10 protein-coding genes and 4 pseudogenes are annotated in these 15,699 nt (G+C 74.8%); 6 read left to right on the top strand and 8 right to left on the bottom strand.

Annotated elements, in window-relative coordinates; all coding sequences use genetic code 11:
- Positions 1 to 37 precede the first annotated feature (37 nt).
- From ORI94_RS18655 to ORI94_RS18630, 6 genes and pseudogenes are all read right to left on the bottom strand, one after another.
- The gene (locus tag ORI94_RS18655; protein ID WP_266076910.1) at positions 38 to 766 is read right to left on the bottom strand and encodes a hypothetical protein; all 729 of its coding nucleotides are present in this window, start codon (positions 764 to 766) and stop codon (positions 38 to 40) included.
- Positions 767 to 942: 176 nt separating this feature from the next.
- Positions 943 to 2,273, bottom strand: a pseudogene (locus ORI94_RS18650) (sigma-70 family RNA polymerase sigma factor).
- A 91-nt stretch (positions 2,274 to 2,364) separates the two neighbouring features.
- Positions 2,365 to 4,305 carry a DNA primase gene (gene dnaG, locus ORI94_RS18645; protein WP_266076904.1) on the bottom strand — a complete coding sequence of 647 codons (1,941 nt, stop codon included), beginning with the start codon at positions 4,303 to 4,305 and terminating at the stop codon, positions 2,365 to 2,367.
- A 390-nt stretch (positions 4,306 to 4,695) separates the two neighbouring features.
- A complete protein-coding gene (locus ORI94_RS18640) occupies positions 4,696 to 5,961 on the bottom strand; it encodes an NAD(P)/FAD-dependent oxidoreductase (protein ID WP_266076902.1) in 1,266 nt (421 codons plus the stop codon).
- A gap of 193 nt (positions 5,962 to 6,154) precedes the next feature.
- Complete coding sequence (locus ORI94_RS18635; RefSeq protein ID WP_266076898.1) at positions 6,155 to 7,507, bottom strand: deoxyguanosinetriphosphate triphosphohydrolase; 1,353 nt, start codon at positions 7,505 to 7,507, stop codon at positions 6,155 to 6,157.
- A 286-nt stretch (positions 7,508 to 7,793) separates the two neighbouring features.
- The gene (locus ORI94_RS18630) at positions 7,794 to 8,639 is read right to left on the bottom strand and encodes a sirohydrochlorin chelatase (protein WP_266076894.1); all 846 of its coding nucleotides are present in this window, start codon (positions 8,637 to 8,639) and stop codon (positions 7,794 to 7,796) included.
- A 225-nt stretch (positions 8,640 to 8,864) separates the two neighbouring features.
- Here ORI94_RS18630 and ORI94_RS18625 point away from each other — a divergent pair, with 225 nt between their 5' ends.
- The 6 genes and pseudogenes from ORI94_RS18625 to ORI94_RS18600 all read left to right on the top strand — a co-directional run bounded on the left by ORI94_RS18625 (position 8,865) and on the right by ORI94_RS18600 (position 14,319).
- Positions 8,865 to 9,608, top strand: a complete 744-nt coding sequence (locus ORI94_RS18625; protein WP_266076891.1) for a SanA/YdcF family protein — start codon at positions 8,865 to 8,867, stop codon at positions 9,606 to 9,608.
- A gap of 32 nt (positions 9,609 to 9,640) precedes the next feature.
- Positions 9,641 to 9,893, top strand: a pseudogene (locus tag ORI94_RS18620) (hypothetical protein).
- Positions 9,890 to 10,359: pseudogene (locus ORI94_RS18615) on the top strand (DNA-binding protein). The pseudogenes ORI94_RS18620 and ORI94_RS18615 overlap by 4 nt, the downstream one beginning before the upstream one ends.
- Positions 10,360 to 10,482: 123 nt before the next feature.
- Entirely contained in the window at positions 10,483 to 12,621 is a 2,139-nt protein-coding gene (locus ORI94_RS18610; protein WP_266076889.1) for a molybdopterin oxidoreductase family protein, read from the top strand.
- A 289-nt stretch (positions 12,622 to 12,910) separates the two neighbouring features.
- On the top strand, positions 12,911 to 13,522 hold the full coding sequence (locus ORI94_RS18605) for a hypothetical protein (RefSeq protein ID WP_266076886.1): 612 nt from the start codon (positions 12,911 to 12,913) through the stop codon (positions 13,520 to 13,522).
- Positions 13,523 to 13,635: 113 nt separating this feature from the next.
- Positions 13,636 to 14,319 carry a class F sortase gene (locus ORI94_RS18600; RefSeq protein WP_266076883.1) on the top strand — a complete coding sequence of 228 codons (684 nt, stop codon included), beginning with the start codon at positions 13,636 to 13,638 and terminating at the stop codon, positions 14,317 to 14,319.
- Here ORI94_RS18600 and ORI94_RS18595 read toward each other — a convergent pair.
- Together ORI94_RS18595 and ORI94_RS18590 are read right to left on the bottom strand one after the other, a co-directional pair.
- Positions 14,257 to 14,632 (bottom strand): annotated as a pseudogene (locus ORI94_RS18595) (winged helix-turn-helix transcriptional regulator). The gene ORI94_RS18600 and the pseudogene ORI94_RS18595 overlap by 63 nt on opposite strands.
- Positions 14,633 to 14,739: 107 nt before the next feature.
- Positions 14,740 to 15,522, bottom strand: a complete 783-nt coding sequence (locus ORI94_RS18590; protein WP_266076881.1) for a sulfite exporter TauE/SafE family protein — start codon at positions 15,520 to 15,522, stop codon at positions 14,740 to 14,742.
- Positions 15,523 to 15,699: the final 177 nt, after the last annotated feature.

Here is a 15,699-nt window from a genome sequence, read left to right as displayed (position 1 = left end):
GGTACGGCGTCACGGCGCCGTACCGCCGCCGCCGGGCTCAGCCCGTCCCGGCCGCCTCCGTCAGCTTCTTCAGCTGGACGCCGATCACCTCGTCCGGTACGGCGCCCGCGTTCTTGTGCGCGGCCAGGCCCTGCCAGCCGAAGACCGCGACGCGGGAGCCGCTGCGCACCACCCGGTACCAGAACGCGGTGCCCGACGACTCCCGCTTGAAGGCGACCGCCTCGTCGCCCGGACCGGGGTCGGGATCGGGGAGGGCGGTGACGGTCGGGTGCAGGCCCAGGTCGTCCTCGTATCCGGTACAGGATCGCGTCGCCTCGCGGACGCCGGTGAGGAGTTCCTCGGCGCCGGCGGCGTCGGCGTAGGCGTACAGCTCGATCGTGGTGGCCTTCGTGTCCGTCTTCGGGCGGACGGAGCGGGCCGCCGCGGCGGCCGGCTCCGGTTCGGGGGAGCGCAGCCGGATGTCCTCCATGGGCTGGCAGACCGCCGGGTCGGCCGGTTCGCCCTTGCTGCCGAGGACGGTGCCCTGCTTGAAGACGGTGAAGGTGTAGTCGGGCAGGTCCGCTTCCGCGACCGCCGCGCTCTCCAGACCGGCCGCGTCCAGCGGGCCGCCCGCCGTCCCCCGGGTCCCCTTCGCCGAGCCCTCGGCCGCGGCACCGGCCCCGCCGTCCCCGGCCCCCTCGTCGCCGCCACCGCAGCCGGCCAGCAGTGCCGCCGTCGCCAGCACCGCCACGACCGCCGGAACCCGCCGCAGTCCGTCCACTCGCATCCCCACTCCTCAGAGACCTGTCCCCGGCACATCGGTACCGAGGTCACACGGGGAAAGACGGTGGCAGAGCGCGGCCGGTTCGGCGTCAGTGGAAATACGTATTCCCCCTACGCCCGTGGTGCGTGGTTCCCGTGGACCCGGGCCACGGGCCGGCGATCACCGCCAGGGCCGCGGCCTCAGTCCAGATAGCCCCGCAGCTGGTCGGCGAAGGCGTGGTCGCGGAGTTTGCTGAGGGTCTTGGACTCGATCTGGCGTATGCGTTCGCGGGTGACGCCGAAGAGGCGGCCTATCTCCTCCAGGGTGCGGGGCCGGCCGTCGACCAGGCCGTAGCGGAGCTGGACGACCTTGCGCTCGCGCTCCCCCAGCGTCGACAGGACCGCCTCCAGGTGTTCCCTCAGCAGCAGGAACGCGGCCGACTCGACGGGGCTCGCGGCGTCGCCGTCCTCGATGAGGTCGCCGAGGGCGACCTCGTCCTCCTCCCCCACGGGGGCGTGCAGGGAGACGGGTTCCTGGGCCAGCCGCAGCACCTCGCCGACCCGCTCGGGAGTCAGGCCGAGGTCGGCGGCGACCTCGTCCGCGGTCGGTTCGCAGCCGCGCTCCTGGAGCATGCGGCGCTGGACGCGGACGACGCGGTTGATGAGTTCGACGACGTGCACGGGGACGCGGATGGTGCGGGCCTGGTCGGCGAGCGCGCGGGACATGGCCTGACGGATCCACCAGGTGGCGTAGGTGGAGAACTTGTAGCCGCGTGCGTAGTCGAACTTCTCCACGGCCCGGATCAGGCCGAGGTTGCCCTCCTGCACCAGGTCCAGCATGGTCAGCCCGCGGCCCACGTACCGCTTGGCGACGGAGACGACGAGCCGCAGGTTGGCCTCGATCAGCCGCCGTTTGGCCATCCGGCCCATGACGACGAGCCGGTCCAGGTCGTGGGCGAGTCTGCTGTCCAGGTCGGAGGCGAGCCGCAGCTTCTCCTCGGCGAACAGTCCGGCCTCGACACGGCAGGCGAGTTCGACCTCCTCGGCCGCGGTGAGCAGCGGGATGCGGCCGATCTCCCGCAGGTACTGGCGGAACAGGTCCGAGGAGGGGCTGCCGGACTCGGTACGCACCGGCGGCGGGACCACCTCCACCGGTTCCACCACGTCCACCGGTTCCACCACGTCCGCGGGGTCCGCGGGATCCGCGGGGTTCCCCGGTTCGGGGGCCCCGGACGGGGGTTCGCTCTCCGTCTCGGGGTGGTGTGCGGCCCGCCTCCGCGCGGGCACCGCCACCAGGACGTCCGCGTCGGGCCGCGCACCGGCCGTACGCGCGGCGGACTGGGCGAGGGTCTGGATCTGGGTCTGCACCGGGGCGACCTCCAGGAGGATCGCTGCCGAGGGGGGCGGCAGCGGTACTTCGGGGACGGATCCGGCGGCCTCGCCGCTGTCCGTCCCGTACGCGATGAGCGGGGCCACGGGGGTCCGGGACCCGCCGGGGGGACGGGTCGGCCACGCTCCGAGGACTCAGGCACCGCACCCAGTGTGGGGTACGACACATCGTCCCCACGAGGGGCGTGCGTGGACTTTCTGCTTCCGTGCGGTGACCCGGCGGTCACGGACTGCCTACAGTGCCGCCGCTCCGTGTTCGCGCAGGGCCTGGTCGTACTGCTGGAGGACCCACAGTTCGTTCTGCACGGAGGCCAGTTCGGCCGGGTCGCCCTGGGAGGCCACGCGGGTCAGCCGGCCGGTGATCTCGCGGATGCGCCGCTCGACGGCGCGGCGGCGGACGGTGACCAGCTGGGCGCCCGCGTACGTCTCGTCGACCTCCTTGACGCCCCGGTGCAGCATGATCGCCTCGACGGCGAGTTCGGTGACCATGGCGCGGACGGTGTCGTCGGGGGCGGCCTCGCGGACGCGGACCAGATAGTCCTGGGAATCGGGGACGCCGGACTCGGCGCCGCCCGCCTCCAGGACGGCCTGGCGCACCGCCGCGTACACCGGGGCGGTGAACTCGTCGAGGCCGTACGCGTCGAAGGCCGGGGAGACCAGCTCGGGGCGCTGGAGGGCGAGCTTGAGCAGTTCGCGTTCGGTGGCGAAGACGGGGTTGCGCAGGTTGAGCGCGGGGCCGCGCGGGAAGGCCGGCGCCGGGGCGGAGCCGTACTGCTGCGGGCCACCGCCGCCGCCCCCTCCGCGCTGCTGCCGGTCGGGGGCGGGGCCCTTGCCGCCGCGGTCGCGGGCCCAGCGGGCGAGCTGCGCCACCCGCTTGACCACGAACTGGGTGTCGAGGATGCCGAGCATGCCGGCGAGCTGGACGGCGACCTCGTGCTGGGCGCCGCTGTTCTTGATGCGGGCGACGACGGGGGCGGCCTCGTCGAGGGCGGCGGCGCGGCCGGCCGGGGTGTCCAGGTCGTAGCGGCCCACGATGTGGCGCAGCGCGAACTCGAAGAGCGGGGTGCGCGGTTCGGCGAGGTCGGCGACCGCGTCGTCGCCCTTGGCGAGGCGCAGGTCGCAGGGGTCCATACCGTCGGGCGCGACGGCGATGTAGGTCTCGGCGGCGAACTTCTGGTCGTCCTCGAAGGCACGCAGGGCCGCCTTCTGGCCGGCCGAGTCACCGTCGAAGGTGAAGATCACCCGGGCCGAGCCGTTGTCCATCAGCAGCCGGCGCAGGATCTTGATGTGGTCGGTGCCGAACGCGGTGCCGCAGGTCGCGATGGCGATGGTGACGCCGGCGAGGTGGCAGGCCATGACGTCGGTGTAGCCCTCGACGACGACCGCGCGGGACGACTTCGCGATGTCCTTCTTCGCCAGGTCGATGCCGTAGAGGACGTGGGACTTCTTGTAGATCGCCGTCTCGGGGGTGTTGAGGTACTTCGGCCCGTTGTCCGACTCGTACAGCTTGCGGGCGCCGAAGCCGACGACGTCGCCGCCGATGTCGCGGATGGGCCACATCAGGCGGCCGCGGAAGCGGTCGATGGGACCGCGGCGGCCGTCCTGGGAGAGGCCGGAGAGGACCAGCTCCTTGTCGGTGAAGCCCTTGCCGCGCAGGAAGCGGGTGAGGTGGTCCCAGCCCTGGGGGCTGTAGCCGACGGAGAAGTGCTGGGCGGCGCCCTGGTCGAAGCCGCGCTCGGCGAGGAAGGTGCGGCCGGTGTCCGCCTCGGCGGAGGTCGCGAGCTGCTCCATGTACCACTCGGCGGCGATCTGGTGGGCCTCGACCAGGCGGATGCGTTCGCCGCGCTGGTGGGCGGGGTTGTACCCGCCCTCCTCGTAGCGCAGGGTGATGCCGGCCTGGGCGGCGAGGCGCTCGACCGCCTCGGAGAAGGAGAGGTGGTCGATCTTCATCACGAACGTGATGGTGTCGCCGCCCTCCTGGCAGCCGAAGCAGTGGAAGAACCCCTTGCTCGGGCTCACCTGGAAGGAGGGCGACTTCTCGTCGTGGAACGGGCACAGGCCCTTGAGGTTGCCGCCGCCCGCGTTCTTGAGCTGGAGGTACTCGGACACCACGGCGTCGATCGGGACCGCGTCCCGTACCGCCTTCACGTCCTCGTCGTTGATCCGTCCAGCCACGCGTGAAGTCTACGGCGGTCCGCCGACAGCCGGATCCAGGGCGCCCGCCCCGCCGGTGTGCGGTTCCCCGCCGACGGGAGTGCCGGCGCCTCGGGCGGCGGACGGGGAACGGGCGCCTCGACTGCCGGTGCAGGTGCCGGCGGCCCGCCGGCTGCCGACCCGGCCGCGGGTGCCTCGGACGGCCGGCGGAAGCAGCGATGTCCCCGCCCGACCGCAGGAGCGCGGGCGTTCCGGCCGGCCGACGGGGCGCGGGCGTTCCGGCCGGCCGACGGGGCGCGGGTGTCCGCCGGGGGCACGGCACACGGTCCGGCCGGACGTCGGCCACGCGGCCGGGGCCGAGCGCCTGAGCGCCGGTGTCCCGGTCCTCCGGGGCGCGGCCTCCGCCGGCCGTCAGGCGGCGAGGCTCTCCAGTGGGACGCGTGGGTTCGCCAGGGAGTCCGTGTCGACCAGGGTCCGGGAGGTGATCAGCCGCTGGATCGGGGCGGTGACGTCCCACACGTTGACGTTCATCCCGGCCAGCACCCTGCCCTCCTTCACCCAGAAGGCGACGAACTCCCGCTTGCCCGCGTCGCCCCGGATCACCACCTGGTCGTAGGAGCCCGGCGGGGCCCAGCCGGAGTACTCCATGCCCAGGTCGTACTGGTCGCTGAAGAAGTACGGGACCCGGTCGTAGGTGACCTCCCGGCCGAGCATCGCGCGGGCCGCGGCCGGACCGCCGTTGAGGGCGTTGGCCCAGTGCTCGACGCGCAGCCGGGTGCCGAAGAGGGCGTGCGGGAAGGAGGCGACGTCACCGGCGGCGTGGATGTCGGGGTCGGAGGTGCGCAGCCGCTCGTCGACCCGGATGCCGCCGCCGTCCGCGGGGTCGGCGAGGTCCAGGCCCGCCGCCCGGGCGAGGCCGGTGCGCGGGGCGGCGCCGATCGCCGCGAGGACCGCGTGCGCCGGGTGCTCCTCGCCGTCGTCGGTGCGGGCGGCGAGGACGACGCCGTCCTGGCCGGTGATCCCGGTGAGGGTGGCACCGAAGTGGAAGCGGACGCCGTGCTCGCTGTGCAGGTCGGCGAAGAGCTGGCCGAGCTCGGGGCCCAGGACGGAGTGCAGCGGGGTGGGCCCTCGGTGCACGACGGTGACCTCCGCGCCGTACTCGCGGGCCGCCGCGGCGACCTCCAGGCCGATCCAGCCGGCGCCGGCGATCACCAGGTGGCCGTTGTCCCGGCCGAGGGAGGCCAGGACGCCCTTGAGGCGCTCGGCGTGTGCGAGGCGGCGCAGGTGGTGGACGCCGGCGAGGTCCGTGCCCGGGATGTCCAGGCGGCGGGGCTCTGAGCCGTTGGCCAGCAGCAGTTTGTCGTAGTGGACGGTGGTGCCGTCCTCGCCGAAGCGGACGGTCTTCGCGGCGCGGTCGACGGCGTCGACGGTCTGCCCGAGGTGCAGTTCGACGGCGTGGCGCGCGTACCAGGCGGGCTCGTGCACGAAGACGCCGTCGCGCTCCTCCTTGCCGAGCAGGAAGCCCTTGGACAGCGGCGGCCGTTCGTACGGGTGGTCCCGTTCGTCGCAGATCAGCAGGACCCGGCCGGTGAATCCCTCCGTCCGCAGCGTCTCGGCCGCCTTCGCGCCGGCCAGGCCGCCTCCGACGATGACGAATGTCTGATCCGCGTCGACCACGTGATGCCTCCTCTTGAGTGCCGCCATGTGCGAGCGTCCCGCACACAGGGTGATGCCGGAAGGGGGAGTGACCCGATCAGGCCACGGAGGGTCACCTTCGGGTGGGCACCCGTCTCCGGTGCCCCACCGGTCCCCTCCGCTCCGTGCTCCCTCGTTCCTCTCTCATGCCCGCCGTGCCTGTCTCATGCCCGCCTCACGCCCGGCCGGTGAGGCGGGCGTGGAGCGAGCGGGCCGAGGCGTCGGTGAGGGACGCGATCTGGTCGACGATCACCCGCTTGCGGGCGCGGTCGTCCGGGGCCTGCGCGAACAGGGTGCGGAACTGCGGGTCCAGGCCTTCGGGGGCGCGGGCGGTGAGCGCCTCGGCCAGTTCGAGGACGACGATCCGCTGGTCGGCGCGGAGCTGCTCCTGCTCGGCGCGCTGCATGACGTACCGGTCGGCGACCGCCTTGAGGACGGCGCACTCCATACGGGCGCCCCTGGGGACGACCAGCTCGGCCGCGTAGCGGGTGAGACGGCCACTGCCGAACTCCTCCCGGGTGGCGCCTTCGGCGGCCAGGCAGAAGCGGCCGATGAGCTGGCTGGTGGCGTCCTTCAGGCGGGCCTGGGCGAGTGCCGTGCCGTCGTAGCCGTGCGGCCACCACTCCTGGGCGAGGAGGCGGTCGAGTGCCTCGGCGAGTTCCGCCGGGTCGGTGTCCGCGCCGACGTACCGGCCGACGGCGACGGCGAAGATCTCCCGCCGCTCGGGCTCGGCGTGCAGGCAGTTGGGGTCGATGTGGCCGGCGTGCAGGCCGTCCTCCACGTCGTGCACCGAGTAGGCGACGTCGTCGGCCCAGTCCATGACCTGGGCCTCGAAGCAGATACGGCCGTCGGGGGCGCCCTCGCGGACCCAGTCGAAGACGGGGCGGTCGTCCTCGTAGACACCGAACTTCGGGGAGGCCGGGTCGGTGGGGTGGGCGCCTCGCGCCCAGGGGTACTTGGTGGCGGCGTCGAGGGCGGCGCGGGTGAGGTTGAGGCCGACGCTGGTGACGTCGCCGCTCTCCGGGTCGGTGAGGAACCGCTTGGGTTCGATGCGGGTGAGCAGGCGCAGCGACTGGGCGTTGCCCTCGAAGCCGCCGCAGTCCCCGGCGAACTGGTTCAGCGCCTGTTCGCCGTTGTGGCCGAAGGCCGGGTGGCCCAGGTCGTGGGAGAGACAGGCGGCCTCCACGAGGTCCGGGTCGCAGCCGAGGGCGGCACCGAGCTCCCGGCCCACCTGGGCGCATTCGAGGGAGTGGGTGAGGCGGGTGCGGGGGCTGGCGTCCCAGACCGGGCTGGCCGCTCCGGGGGTGACGACCTGCGTCTTGCCGGCCAGGCGGCGCAGGGCCGAGGAGTGCAGCACGCGCGCGCGGTCGCGCTGGAAGGCGGTACGCCCGGGACGCTTGTCGGGCTCGGCGGCCCAGCGGGCGGCCGACGCCGGGTCGTAGCCGGGGAGCGGGGCGGGGTGCTGCCGGGGGTGTGCCTGCGCCTGAACCGGGGGGCCGGTGGGGGCGGGGGTGCTGGTGCCTGCCATGCCTCGACACTACGGGTACGCGGTGACAGTGGCGGGGGCGCCGAGGGGTGCCCCCGCTGCGGTGGCCTGCCGGGTGGTCCGGCGGATCGTCCAAAGACGCGGGCTACCGCACGCCCGCCCCGTCCCCGGCAGCGTCCGCCCGTCTCGTTCCCGCGGCGCCCGGGTGCGGCCCGGGTGCGGGGCGGGTGTCCGAGGGGCCGTCGGCGGGTGTCCGAGGGGCCGGCACCGCCGGCGCGGACGCCCCGCCGCCGTCCCCGCCGCCGTCCGCGCCGGTGCCGGTGCCCCCTCAGGCGGACGTCAGGTGGTGCGCGGACGCCGGAGCGAGGGCCGTGCGGGCCCGGGTGTAGCGGTGGAGGAGGAGGTGGGCCAGGGCGGGGTGGGTGCCGAGGGGGGCCGCGGTGATCCAGGGGGAGGCCGCCGCGCACTCCGTGGCGAAGCGGCCGGGGGCGGTGAAGCAGGAGGCGACGGCCACCCGGTGGCGGCCCTCGGCCGCGAGGGCGCGCAGGGCCCCGGAGACGGTGGGGGCGGCCGTGGAGGCGTAGGCGGGGACGACGGGGACGCCCAGGCGCTGGGCGAGCCGGCCGGCGGTGCGGGCGGTGTCGGCCCGCGACTCGGGGTCGCGCGAGCCGGCGGCGGCCAGCACGACCGCGCTCGCCCGGCGGGTCGCCTCGTCGGCCGGGGTCCGCCAGCCGGCCTCCGTCAGGCGGGCGTGCAGCGCGTCGACGAGCAGCGGGTGCGAGCCGAGCGGGGCGGCCACGCGCGTGGGCAGCGGTGAGGCGGCGGCCATCTCGGGGATGTCCTGCTTGACGTGGTAGCCGCGGCCGAACAGCAGCGGCACCAGTACCGCGGAGCCGGTCCCCCGCGCGTGCAGATCGGCGAGGGTGTCGGTCAGGAGCGGCTCGTTCAGCTCGATGTGCCCGAGGTGCACCGGCAGACCGGGGCGGAGCGCGCGGACACGGTCCAGGAGCGCCCGTACGGTGCTCGACGCGCGCGGATCACGGCTGCCGTGGGCCACCACCACGAGGGCCGGGGGCGGGAGCGGGTGGCGCCGGCCGTCCCCGCCGGGCGCCCCGTGCCCGGGCGGCCGGCTGCTGAGGGGGGTCGGGGGCGGGGTCGTGAGGTGCACCGTCATGTCTCCGATCGTCGCCGGGGGACGTTGCCTGCCCGTTGCACGGGCGTGACGGGTGTTTTCCGGCGGTTCACGGCACGGCCCCCGCCCGGTGTGAGCCCGTTCGAGCTGCGGCTTCGCTCCCCGGGTACCCCCGTACCGTGCCGCTGCTCACAGGAAACGGCTGAACCGCGGGACGCGCGGGGGCGTCTTCGACGGCGAGGACCGACCGGGGAGGGTGCCCGTCCCATGCTTGACCTGTTGCGCCGTGTGAGGGCGGGCGTGGCCCGTCGGCTCCGCCGACCGCGTCCGCCCCGCCTGCCGCGTACCCGGGCCGGCCGGCGGCGGCTGGTGCAGGCGGGGGCGGCGGCCTGCGTACTGGCACTGCTGCCGGCGACGTGGCTGCGTCTGGCGGCGGAGGGCCGGCTGCACACCACCGCCGACGTGCCCCGCACCGACGTCGCCGTGGTCTTCGGCGCGGGCCTGTGGGACGGGGAGCCGTCGCCGTACCTCGCACACCGGCTGGACGCGGCGGCCGAGCTGTACCGGGCGGGCCGGATCGAGGTGGTCCTGGTCACCGGCGACAACAGCCGCGAGGAGTACGACGAGCCGGACGCGATGCGCGCCTATCTGACCCGGCACGGCGTGCCCGACGCGCGGATCGTCAGCGACTACGCGGGCTTCGACACCTGGGACTCGTGCGTGCGCGCGAAGGAGATCTTCGGTGTGGAGCGGGCCGTACTGATCAGCCAGGGCTTCCACATCCGGCGCGCGGTCACCCTGTGCCGGGCGGCCGGCGTCTCCTCGTACGGCGTGGGCGTCGACGACCGGCACGACGCCACCTGGTACTACGGCGGCGTCCGCGAGATCCTCGCGGCGGGCAAGGCGGCCCTGGACGCGGCCTTCCGCCCGGACCCGCACTTCCTCGGGCCGAGGGAGACGGGGGTGCAGCGGGCGCTCGAGGGCATCGGTGCCCGGTCGGCCACACGGTGACCGCAGCGCGCATACCGCGGTGTGCTCCCACCGTGGCGGACACCACACGCGTCACGGTCGCCCTCCCGGCCGAGCAGGTCGCCGAGCTGAGAAAGCTCACCGACAACGTCTCCGGCTACGTCGCCGAAGCAGTGGGCCCGTCGGCTGCGGCACCGGTTGCCCGGCGCCGGCCTGATGCGTTACCAGGAAGAAGAGGGAGCCTTCACCGAGGAAGAGCCGGCCGAGGCACGGTCCCGGATCTCCGAGACCCCGGGCGACGCCGACGGGTCGGCGACAGCGGCGTGAAAGGTCGGCTCAGGGCTGTCGTGCCGGACTCCCGGGGGCCCTCCGCCCGGATTGCGCAGGATCGCAGGATCCTCGCGCTGCTCCACGAGTTCCGTGCCCTGGGGACCGATGCCGTCGTCGGGGCCGACACCGTCGTGGAGGCCGGTCACGCGCGAGTGACCCTGCCTCGGGTTCGGTGGGTACTGTCCCCGCGTGAGGGTGGAGCCGGTGACCGGGGCGGCAGCGCGAAGGGCTGCAGAACGGATCGAGGCGGCAGCACGAAGGGCTACAGAACGGATCGAGGCGGCAGCACGAAGGGCTGCAGAACGGATCGGGGCGGCAGGCCTGCACGGCCACAAGTACGCGACCGACGCGACCGTCGCGGAGATGGCGCTGCGCCGACCCGGGCCGGTGGCCATACCGACCGTCCGACCTCGACGAGATGTCCCGCCCGTGCGGCGACCGTGTCCTCCTCGTGGGCGTCTGAGCGGAGGAGGCCCCCGTACGCCCGCGCCCTCACCGCGCTCCCCCGCCCCCGGGGAGGTGGCCGTACCGGGCGTGTAACAGGGGCCGGTGCGGTGTGTAACACGTGCCGCGCACGCTGGGCGGCATGCAGAACACCGTGACGCCCACGCACTGCCCGTACTGCGCCCTGCAGTGCGGGATGAATCTGACGCCCGCGCCGGACGGGACCGTCCGGGTGGGCGAGCGCGCGGACTTCCCGGTGAACCGGGGTGCGCTGTGCGGCAAGGGGCGGACGGCGCCGGCGGTGCTGTCCTCCGCCGTGCGGCTGACCTCGCCGTTGGTGCGGTCGCCGGAGAGCGGCGAGCTGGTGCCCGCCGGCTGGGACGAGGCGCTGGACCGGATCGCCGAAGGGCTGGGCCGTACCCGCGGCGAGCACGGGCCGGACGCGGTCGGGGTGTTCGGCGGCGGCGGGCTGACGAACGAGAAGGCGTACGCGCTGGGCAAGTTCGCGCGGGTGGTGCTGGGCACCTCCCAGATCGACTACAACGGCCGCTTCTGCATGTCGTCCGCGGCGGCCGCCGGCATCAAGGCGTTCGGGCTGGACCGGGGGCTGCCGTTCCCGCTGGAGGACATCCCGAGGACCGGCTGCGTGATCCTCGTCGGCTCGAACCCGGCGGAGACCATGCCGCCCGCGCTGCGCTACTTCGCCGAGCTGAAGGAGAACGGCGGCACGCTGATCGTCGTCGACCCGCGCCGTACGAAGACCGCCGAGCTGGCCGATCTGCACCTGGCGCCCCGCCCCGGCACCGACCTCGCGCTGGCGCTGGGTCTGCTGCACCTGGTCGTCGCCGAGGGCCGCAGCGACGAGGCGTACATCCGGGAACGCACCGCCGGCTGGGAGGAGACCCGGGCCGTGGCGATGGCGCACTGGCCGGAGTACGTGGAGCGGATCACCGGCGTGCCGGTGCCCCGGCTGCGGGAAGCCGTACGGCTGTTCTGCGAGCCACAGGCGGCGATGGTGCTCACCGCCCGCGGGCCCGAGCAGCAGGCCAAGGGCACCGACACGGTGGGCGCCTGGATCAACCTGTGCCTGGCGACCGGCCGGGCGGGCCGCCCGCTGTCCGGGTACGGCTGCCTGACCGGGCAGGGCAACGGGCAGGGCGGGCGCGAGCACGGTCAGAAAGCCGACCAGTTGCCCGGTTACCGCAAGCTGACCGACCCGGCGGCGCGCGCGCACGTCGCCGGTGTCTGGGGCGTGGACCCCGACTCGCTGCCCGGCCCGGGCCGCAGCGCGTACGAGCTGCTGGACGCGCTGGGCGGGGACATCCGCTCGCTGCTGCTGATGGGCTCCAACCCGGTGGTGTCGGCGCCCCGCGCCGCGCACGTCGAGGAGCGCATCCGGTCGCTGGACTTCCTGGCGGTGTGCGACGTCGTGCTGTCGGAGACGGCCGCGCTCGCCGACGTCGTCCTGCCGGTGACGCAGTGGGCGGAGGAGACGGGCACGACGACCAACCTGGAGGGCAGGGTGTTGCTGCGGCGGCGCGCGCTGCCCGCGCCGGACGGCGTGCGCAGCGACCTCGAGGTGCTGCACGAGCTGGCCGCCCGGCTCGGCGCCGGGCCGGGTCCGCAGAAGAGGTTCCCGACCGATCCCGAGGAGGTCTTCGAGGAGCTGCGCCGCGCGAGCGCGGGCGGGCCCGCGGACTACTCCGGGATCAGTTACCGGCGGCTCGCGGAGGAGAACGGCGTGTTCTGGCCGTGTCCGGCCCCCGGACCCGCGCCTGCGGAGGCACCTGCGCCGGCGGACGGTGCGGTGCACCCCGGTACCCCCCGGCTGTTCCTCGACCGGTTCGCCACCGGGGACGGGCGGGCCCGGTTCGTGCCCGTCACGCACCGCGCGAACGCCGAGGAGCCCGACGACGAGTACCCCGTCCTGCTGACCACCGGCCGGGTCGTGGCGCAGTACCAGTCCGGCGCGCAGACCCGGCGCGTCGACGAGCTGAACGCGGCCGCGCCCGGCCCGTTCGTGCAGCTGCACCCGCGGCTCGCGGAGCGGCTCGGCGCGGCCGAGGGCGATCCGCTGGCCGTGGTGTCCCGGCGGGGCCGGGCGGTGGCACCGGCCCGGATCACCACCGCGATCCGCCCCGACACCGTGTTCATGCCGTTCCACTGGGCGGGCGAGGGCCGCGCGAACACCCTCACCAACCCCGCCCTGGACCCGACGTCGCGAATGCCGGAGTTCAAGGTGTGCGCGGTACGGGTGGAAGTGGACACGGCGCGGTCCTGAGCTCCGGCCGCTGCGCTCGTGGGCCGCTGCCTCACCCGTTCACCGGCGCGCGGCGCACCCTTCGGGTCGTTTCCCCCGGCCGGGCCCGCGGCACTGCGGTGACCTGCCGGAACGGGGGCGGTCGGGGCGCCGGCGGGGGCGGTCCGCCACCCGTTCACCTCGTTTCTGACGCTCTCTCAGGAAGCGGGCCGCGCCCGCCGGCCTTTACCTCGGACTAGCGGGACGCGACCGACGGCGGCACATGGGGGTGCCGCGGGGGCGGCCCCTCCGTGAGCCCGAGGGAGCATCGATGCGAGGTACCGCCCGGCGGCTGACCCACTTGACCGGACCCGCGCTCGCCGTGGCCGCCGCGGGACTGCTCGCGGCGCCCGCCGCACCCGCCGCGTACGCCGAGGAGTCCGCCGTCTCCACGGGCCCCCCCTACGGCAACGGCAGGACCGCCGGGAAACCGGCCGGGAGTCTGGAGCTGCACCCGTCCGTGGTCGTGGCGGGTGCGCAGGTGACGGTGGACACCGCGGCGTGCGGCGACGGCGACACGGTCGCGGGCGACGCCACCGCCGTGGGCGCCGGCCGTTTCACGCTGGCACCGCGCGACGACGGTCCCGGCGCGGCCGGACGGGACTCGACCGGACGGTTCCGGGTGCCGCCGGGCGCGCAGCCGGGGACGTACGAGATCGCCGCGACGTGCGAGGCGGGCGGGCAGCGGGTGACCGGCGACCTGGTGGTCAGGCTGACGCCCGCGGCGCAGCAGGTGTACCCCCGGGGCAGTATGAGGACGGGGGTCGGTGGCGCTCTGGGCCCCGATCCCGCGCAGACCGCGGCCGGCGTGACGGCTCTCGCCGTGGCCGCCGCGGGCGGTACCTGGCTCCTGCACCGCCGGGCGAGAGGCGACGGGATCTGACGGGCGTCCTCCGCCGCCCGTCCGCAGGTACCGCATGTCCCCTCCCCTCCGGGTCCGACGCCCCTGGCGGCCCGGAGGGGGCACGGGGCCGACGCTGGAGAGGTCGGTGAGCGATGCGCCGTGTACGCCGTGTACGCCGTGTACGCCACGGGTCCGGCCGGGGGGCCGGGCGGCCGGGCGACACGGTCATAGCGTCGGTGAGCACGCTCGCCCTGTGCTGCGGCCTGTGGCTGCTGCACGCCGGAACCGGCACGAGCGCCCCGCCGCAGCCGTCGGCCGCCCAGGCCCACTCCGCGGGCCCGGGGCACGGCGGCGGGCAGGTACCGGCGTCCGCCGAGCTGCCGCCCTCCCCGCCCGACCGGATCCGCATCCCCTCGATCGGTGTGGACGCGCCCCTGACGGGCCTCGGTCTGACGGACACCGGCAGCCTCGACGTACCGCCGCCCGAGCGGCCGGACCTGGCCGGCTGGTACGAGGCCGGCACCACGCCCGGCGAGAGCGGCACCGCGGTCGTCGCGGGCCATGTCGACAACGCCGAGGGCCCCGCCGTCTTCTACTCCCTGGGCGCCCTGCGCAAGGGCGGCACCGTCGAGGTGGACCGGCGCGACGGCGGCACCGCCGTGTTCACCGTGCACGCCGTCGAGGTGTACGACGCCCGGGACTTCCCCGACGAGAAGGTGTACGGCGCGGCGGTCCGCCCGGAGCTGCGGATCATCACCTGTGGCGGAGGCTACTCACGCACCACCGGCTACCAGGGCAACGTCGTCGTCTACGCCCACCTCACCGGCAGCCGCTGAACCCCGGAGCGGCTCCAGCACGTGCGTCCTGCCCCACGCGCCCGGCGGTTTCGGCGCCCCGTTGAGCGCCGTGCCCCTCGGTGTCGGGAAGTACTCGACGCGCGGCGGAGTCCCGTCGTACTCCTCGCGGTGCACGGCGCCGGTCGGACTCCGGCTCCCGCGGGTGTGCGGCGAGCACCTTCCCGGCGGTCCCGGGCAGCTCCCGGCGCAGGGCACCGAAGCGGTACGGCCGCTCGTGCGGCGCCCGGAGGATCAGCACCTTCCGCTTGCCTCCGACCACGTCCGTCGCCGCGTCGATCCCGCACGGACACACCCCCGGCCGCCGTGCCGTCCCCCTGCCCGTCACCCCCGTCCGCTTCCGCCGCCTGCGCCGCCTGTGCCGCTGATCACCGGATGGGCCGCTCGCACCGGAGGGGGCGCTCAGGCCAGCCACTGCTCGTACGCCATGTTCGTCACCAGGGCGAAGACGACCACCAGCAGGACGATGCGGACGAAGCCGCTGCCCTTCTTCAGGGCCGTGTGGGCGCCGAGGGTGCCGCCCGCCAGGTTGAACACGGCCATCAGGCCCGCCAGCTGCCACAGCACCGCGCCCTGCCAGGCGAACATCGCCAGCGCGCCGGCGTTGGTGCAGCAGTTGACGATCTTCGCGGTGGCCGACGCGGTGACGAGGTCGAGGTGGAGCAGGGCGGTGAGGGCCAGGACGAGGAACGTACCGGTGCCGGGGCCGATGAGTCCGTCGTAGAAGCCGATGCCCAGGCCGCCGAAGCCGATCGCGGCGAGGACGCGGCGGCGGGAGACCGGGCCGGGCCGCGGCGCGGCGCCGAAGCCCGGCCGGAGGATGACGAAGGCGGCCACGGCGAGCAGCACCACCATGATCACCGGCTTGAGGACCTCGGTGCTCATCCCCGCGGCGAGGAAGGCCCCGCCCGACGATCCGGCGAGGGCGGCGAGACCGATGCGTACGGCGGTCCGCACGTCGACGGGTGCCTTGCGGGCGAAGGTCACCGCCGCGCCGGTGGTGCCGACGATGGCGACCGCCTTGTTGGTGCCGAGCGCGTGCGCGGCGGGCGTGCCGGCGGGCAGCCCGAGCAGCAGCGCGGGCAGGAGCAGGAGCCCGCCGCCGCCGACCACGGCGTCGATCCAGCCGGCGGCGAGCGCCGCGAGACAGAGGAGAACGACCGCGGTCAGCGAGATGTCGGGCATGAGCGTGACCCTAGGGAGCGGGTAGTTGTGCCGTCCATCAAGATGAGCTTTTCCTGAGGTTGAGCGTCGTCACAGTGCCGCCCCCGCACACCTCCGCGTCACCCCCCGCCTCCCCGTCGGCGTCTCCTCACCGCCGCCCCGGCCCGGCGCTCCGAACCCTCACACCCACCCCCCGCC

Origin of the sequence: Streptomyces sp. NEAU-W12, assembly GCF_026242095.1 — a bacterium.
Lineage (GTDB): Bacteria > Actinomycetota > Actinomycetes > Streptomycetales > Streptomycetaceae > Streptomyces.
The sequence above is the reverse complement of the archived record's forward strand: the minus strand, read 5'-3'. Positions and strand labels throughout refer to the sequence as shown.

What these genes read in the sequence shown, in the direction of transcription:
- ORI94_RS18630 (WP_266076894.1), bottom strand. Translation starts at nt 8,639, where the DNA reads ATGACGGTGCACCTCACGACCCCGCCCCCGACCCCCCTCAGCAGCCGG.
- ORI94_RS18610 (WP_266076889.1), top strand. Translation starts at nt 10,483, where the DNA reads ATGCAGAACACCGTGACGCCCACGCACTGCCCGTACTGCGCCCTGCAG.
- ORI94_RS18655 (WP_266076910.1), bottom strand. Translation starts at nt 766, where the DNA reads ATGCGAGTGGACGGACTGCGGCGGGTTCCGGCGGTCGTGGCGGTGCTG.
- ORI94_RS18605 (WP_266076886.1), top strand. Translation starts at nt 12,911, where the DNA reads ATGCGAGGTACCGCCCGGCGGCTGACCCACTTGACCGGACCCGCGCTC.
- ORI94_RS18625 (WP_266076891.1), top strand. Translation starts at nt 8,865, where the DNA reads ATGCTTGACCTGTTGCGCCGTGTGAGGGCGGGCGTGGCCCGTCGGCTC.
- ORI94_RS18635 (WP_266076898.1), bottom strand. Translation starts at nt 7,507, where the DNA reads ATGGCAGGCACCAGCACCCCCGCCCCCACCGGCCCCCCGGTTCAGGCG.
- ORI94_RS18600 (WP_266076883.1), top strand. Translation starts at nt 13,636, where the DNA reads ATGCGCCGTGTACGCCGTGTACGCCGTGTACGCCACGGGTCCGGCCGG.
- ORI94_RS18590 (WP_266076881.1), bottom strand. Translation starts at nt 15,522, where the DNA reads ATGCCCGACATCTCGCTGACCGCGGTCGTTCTCCTCTGTCTCGCGGCG.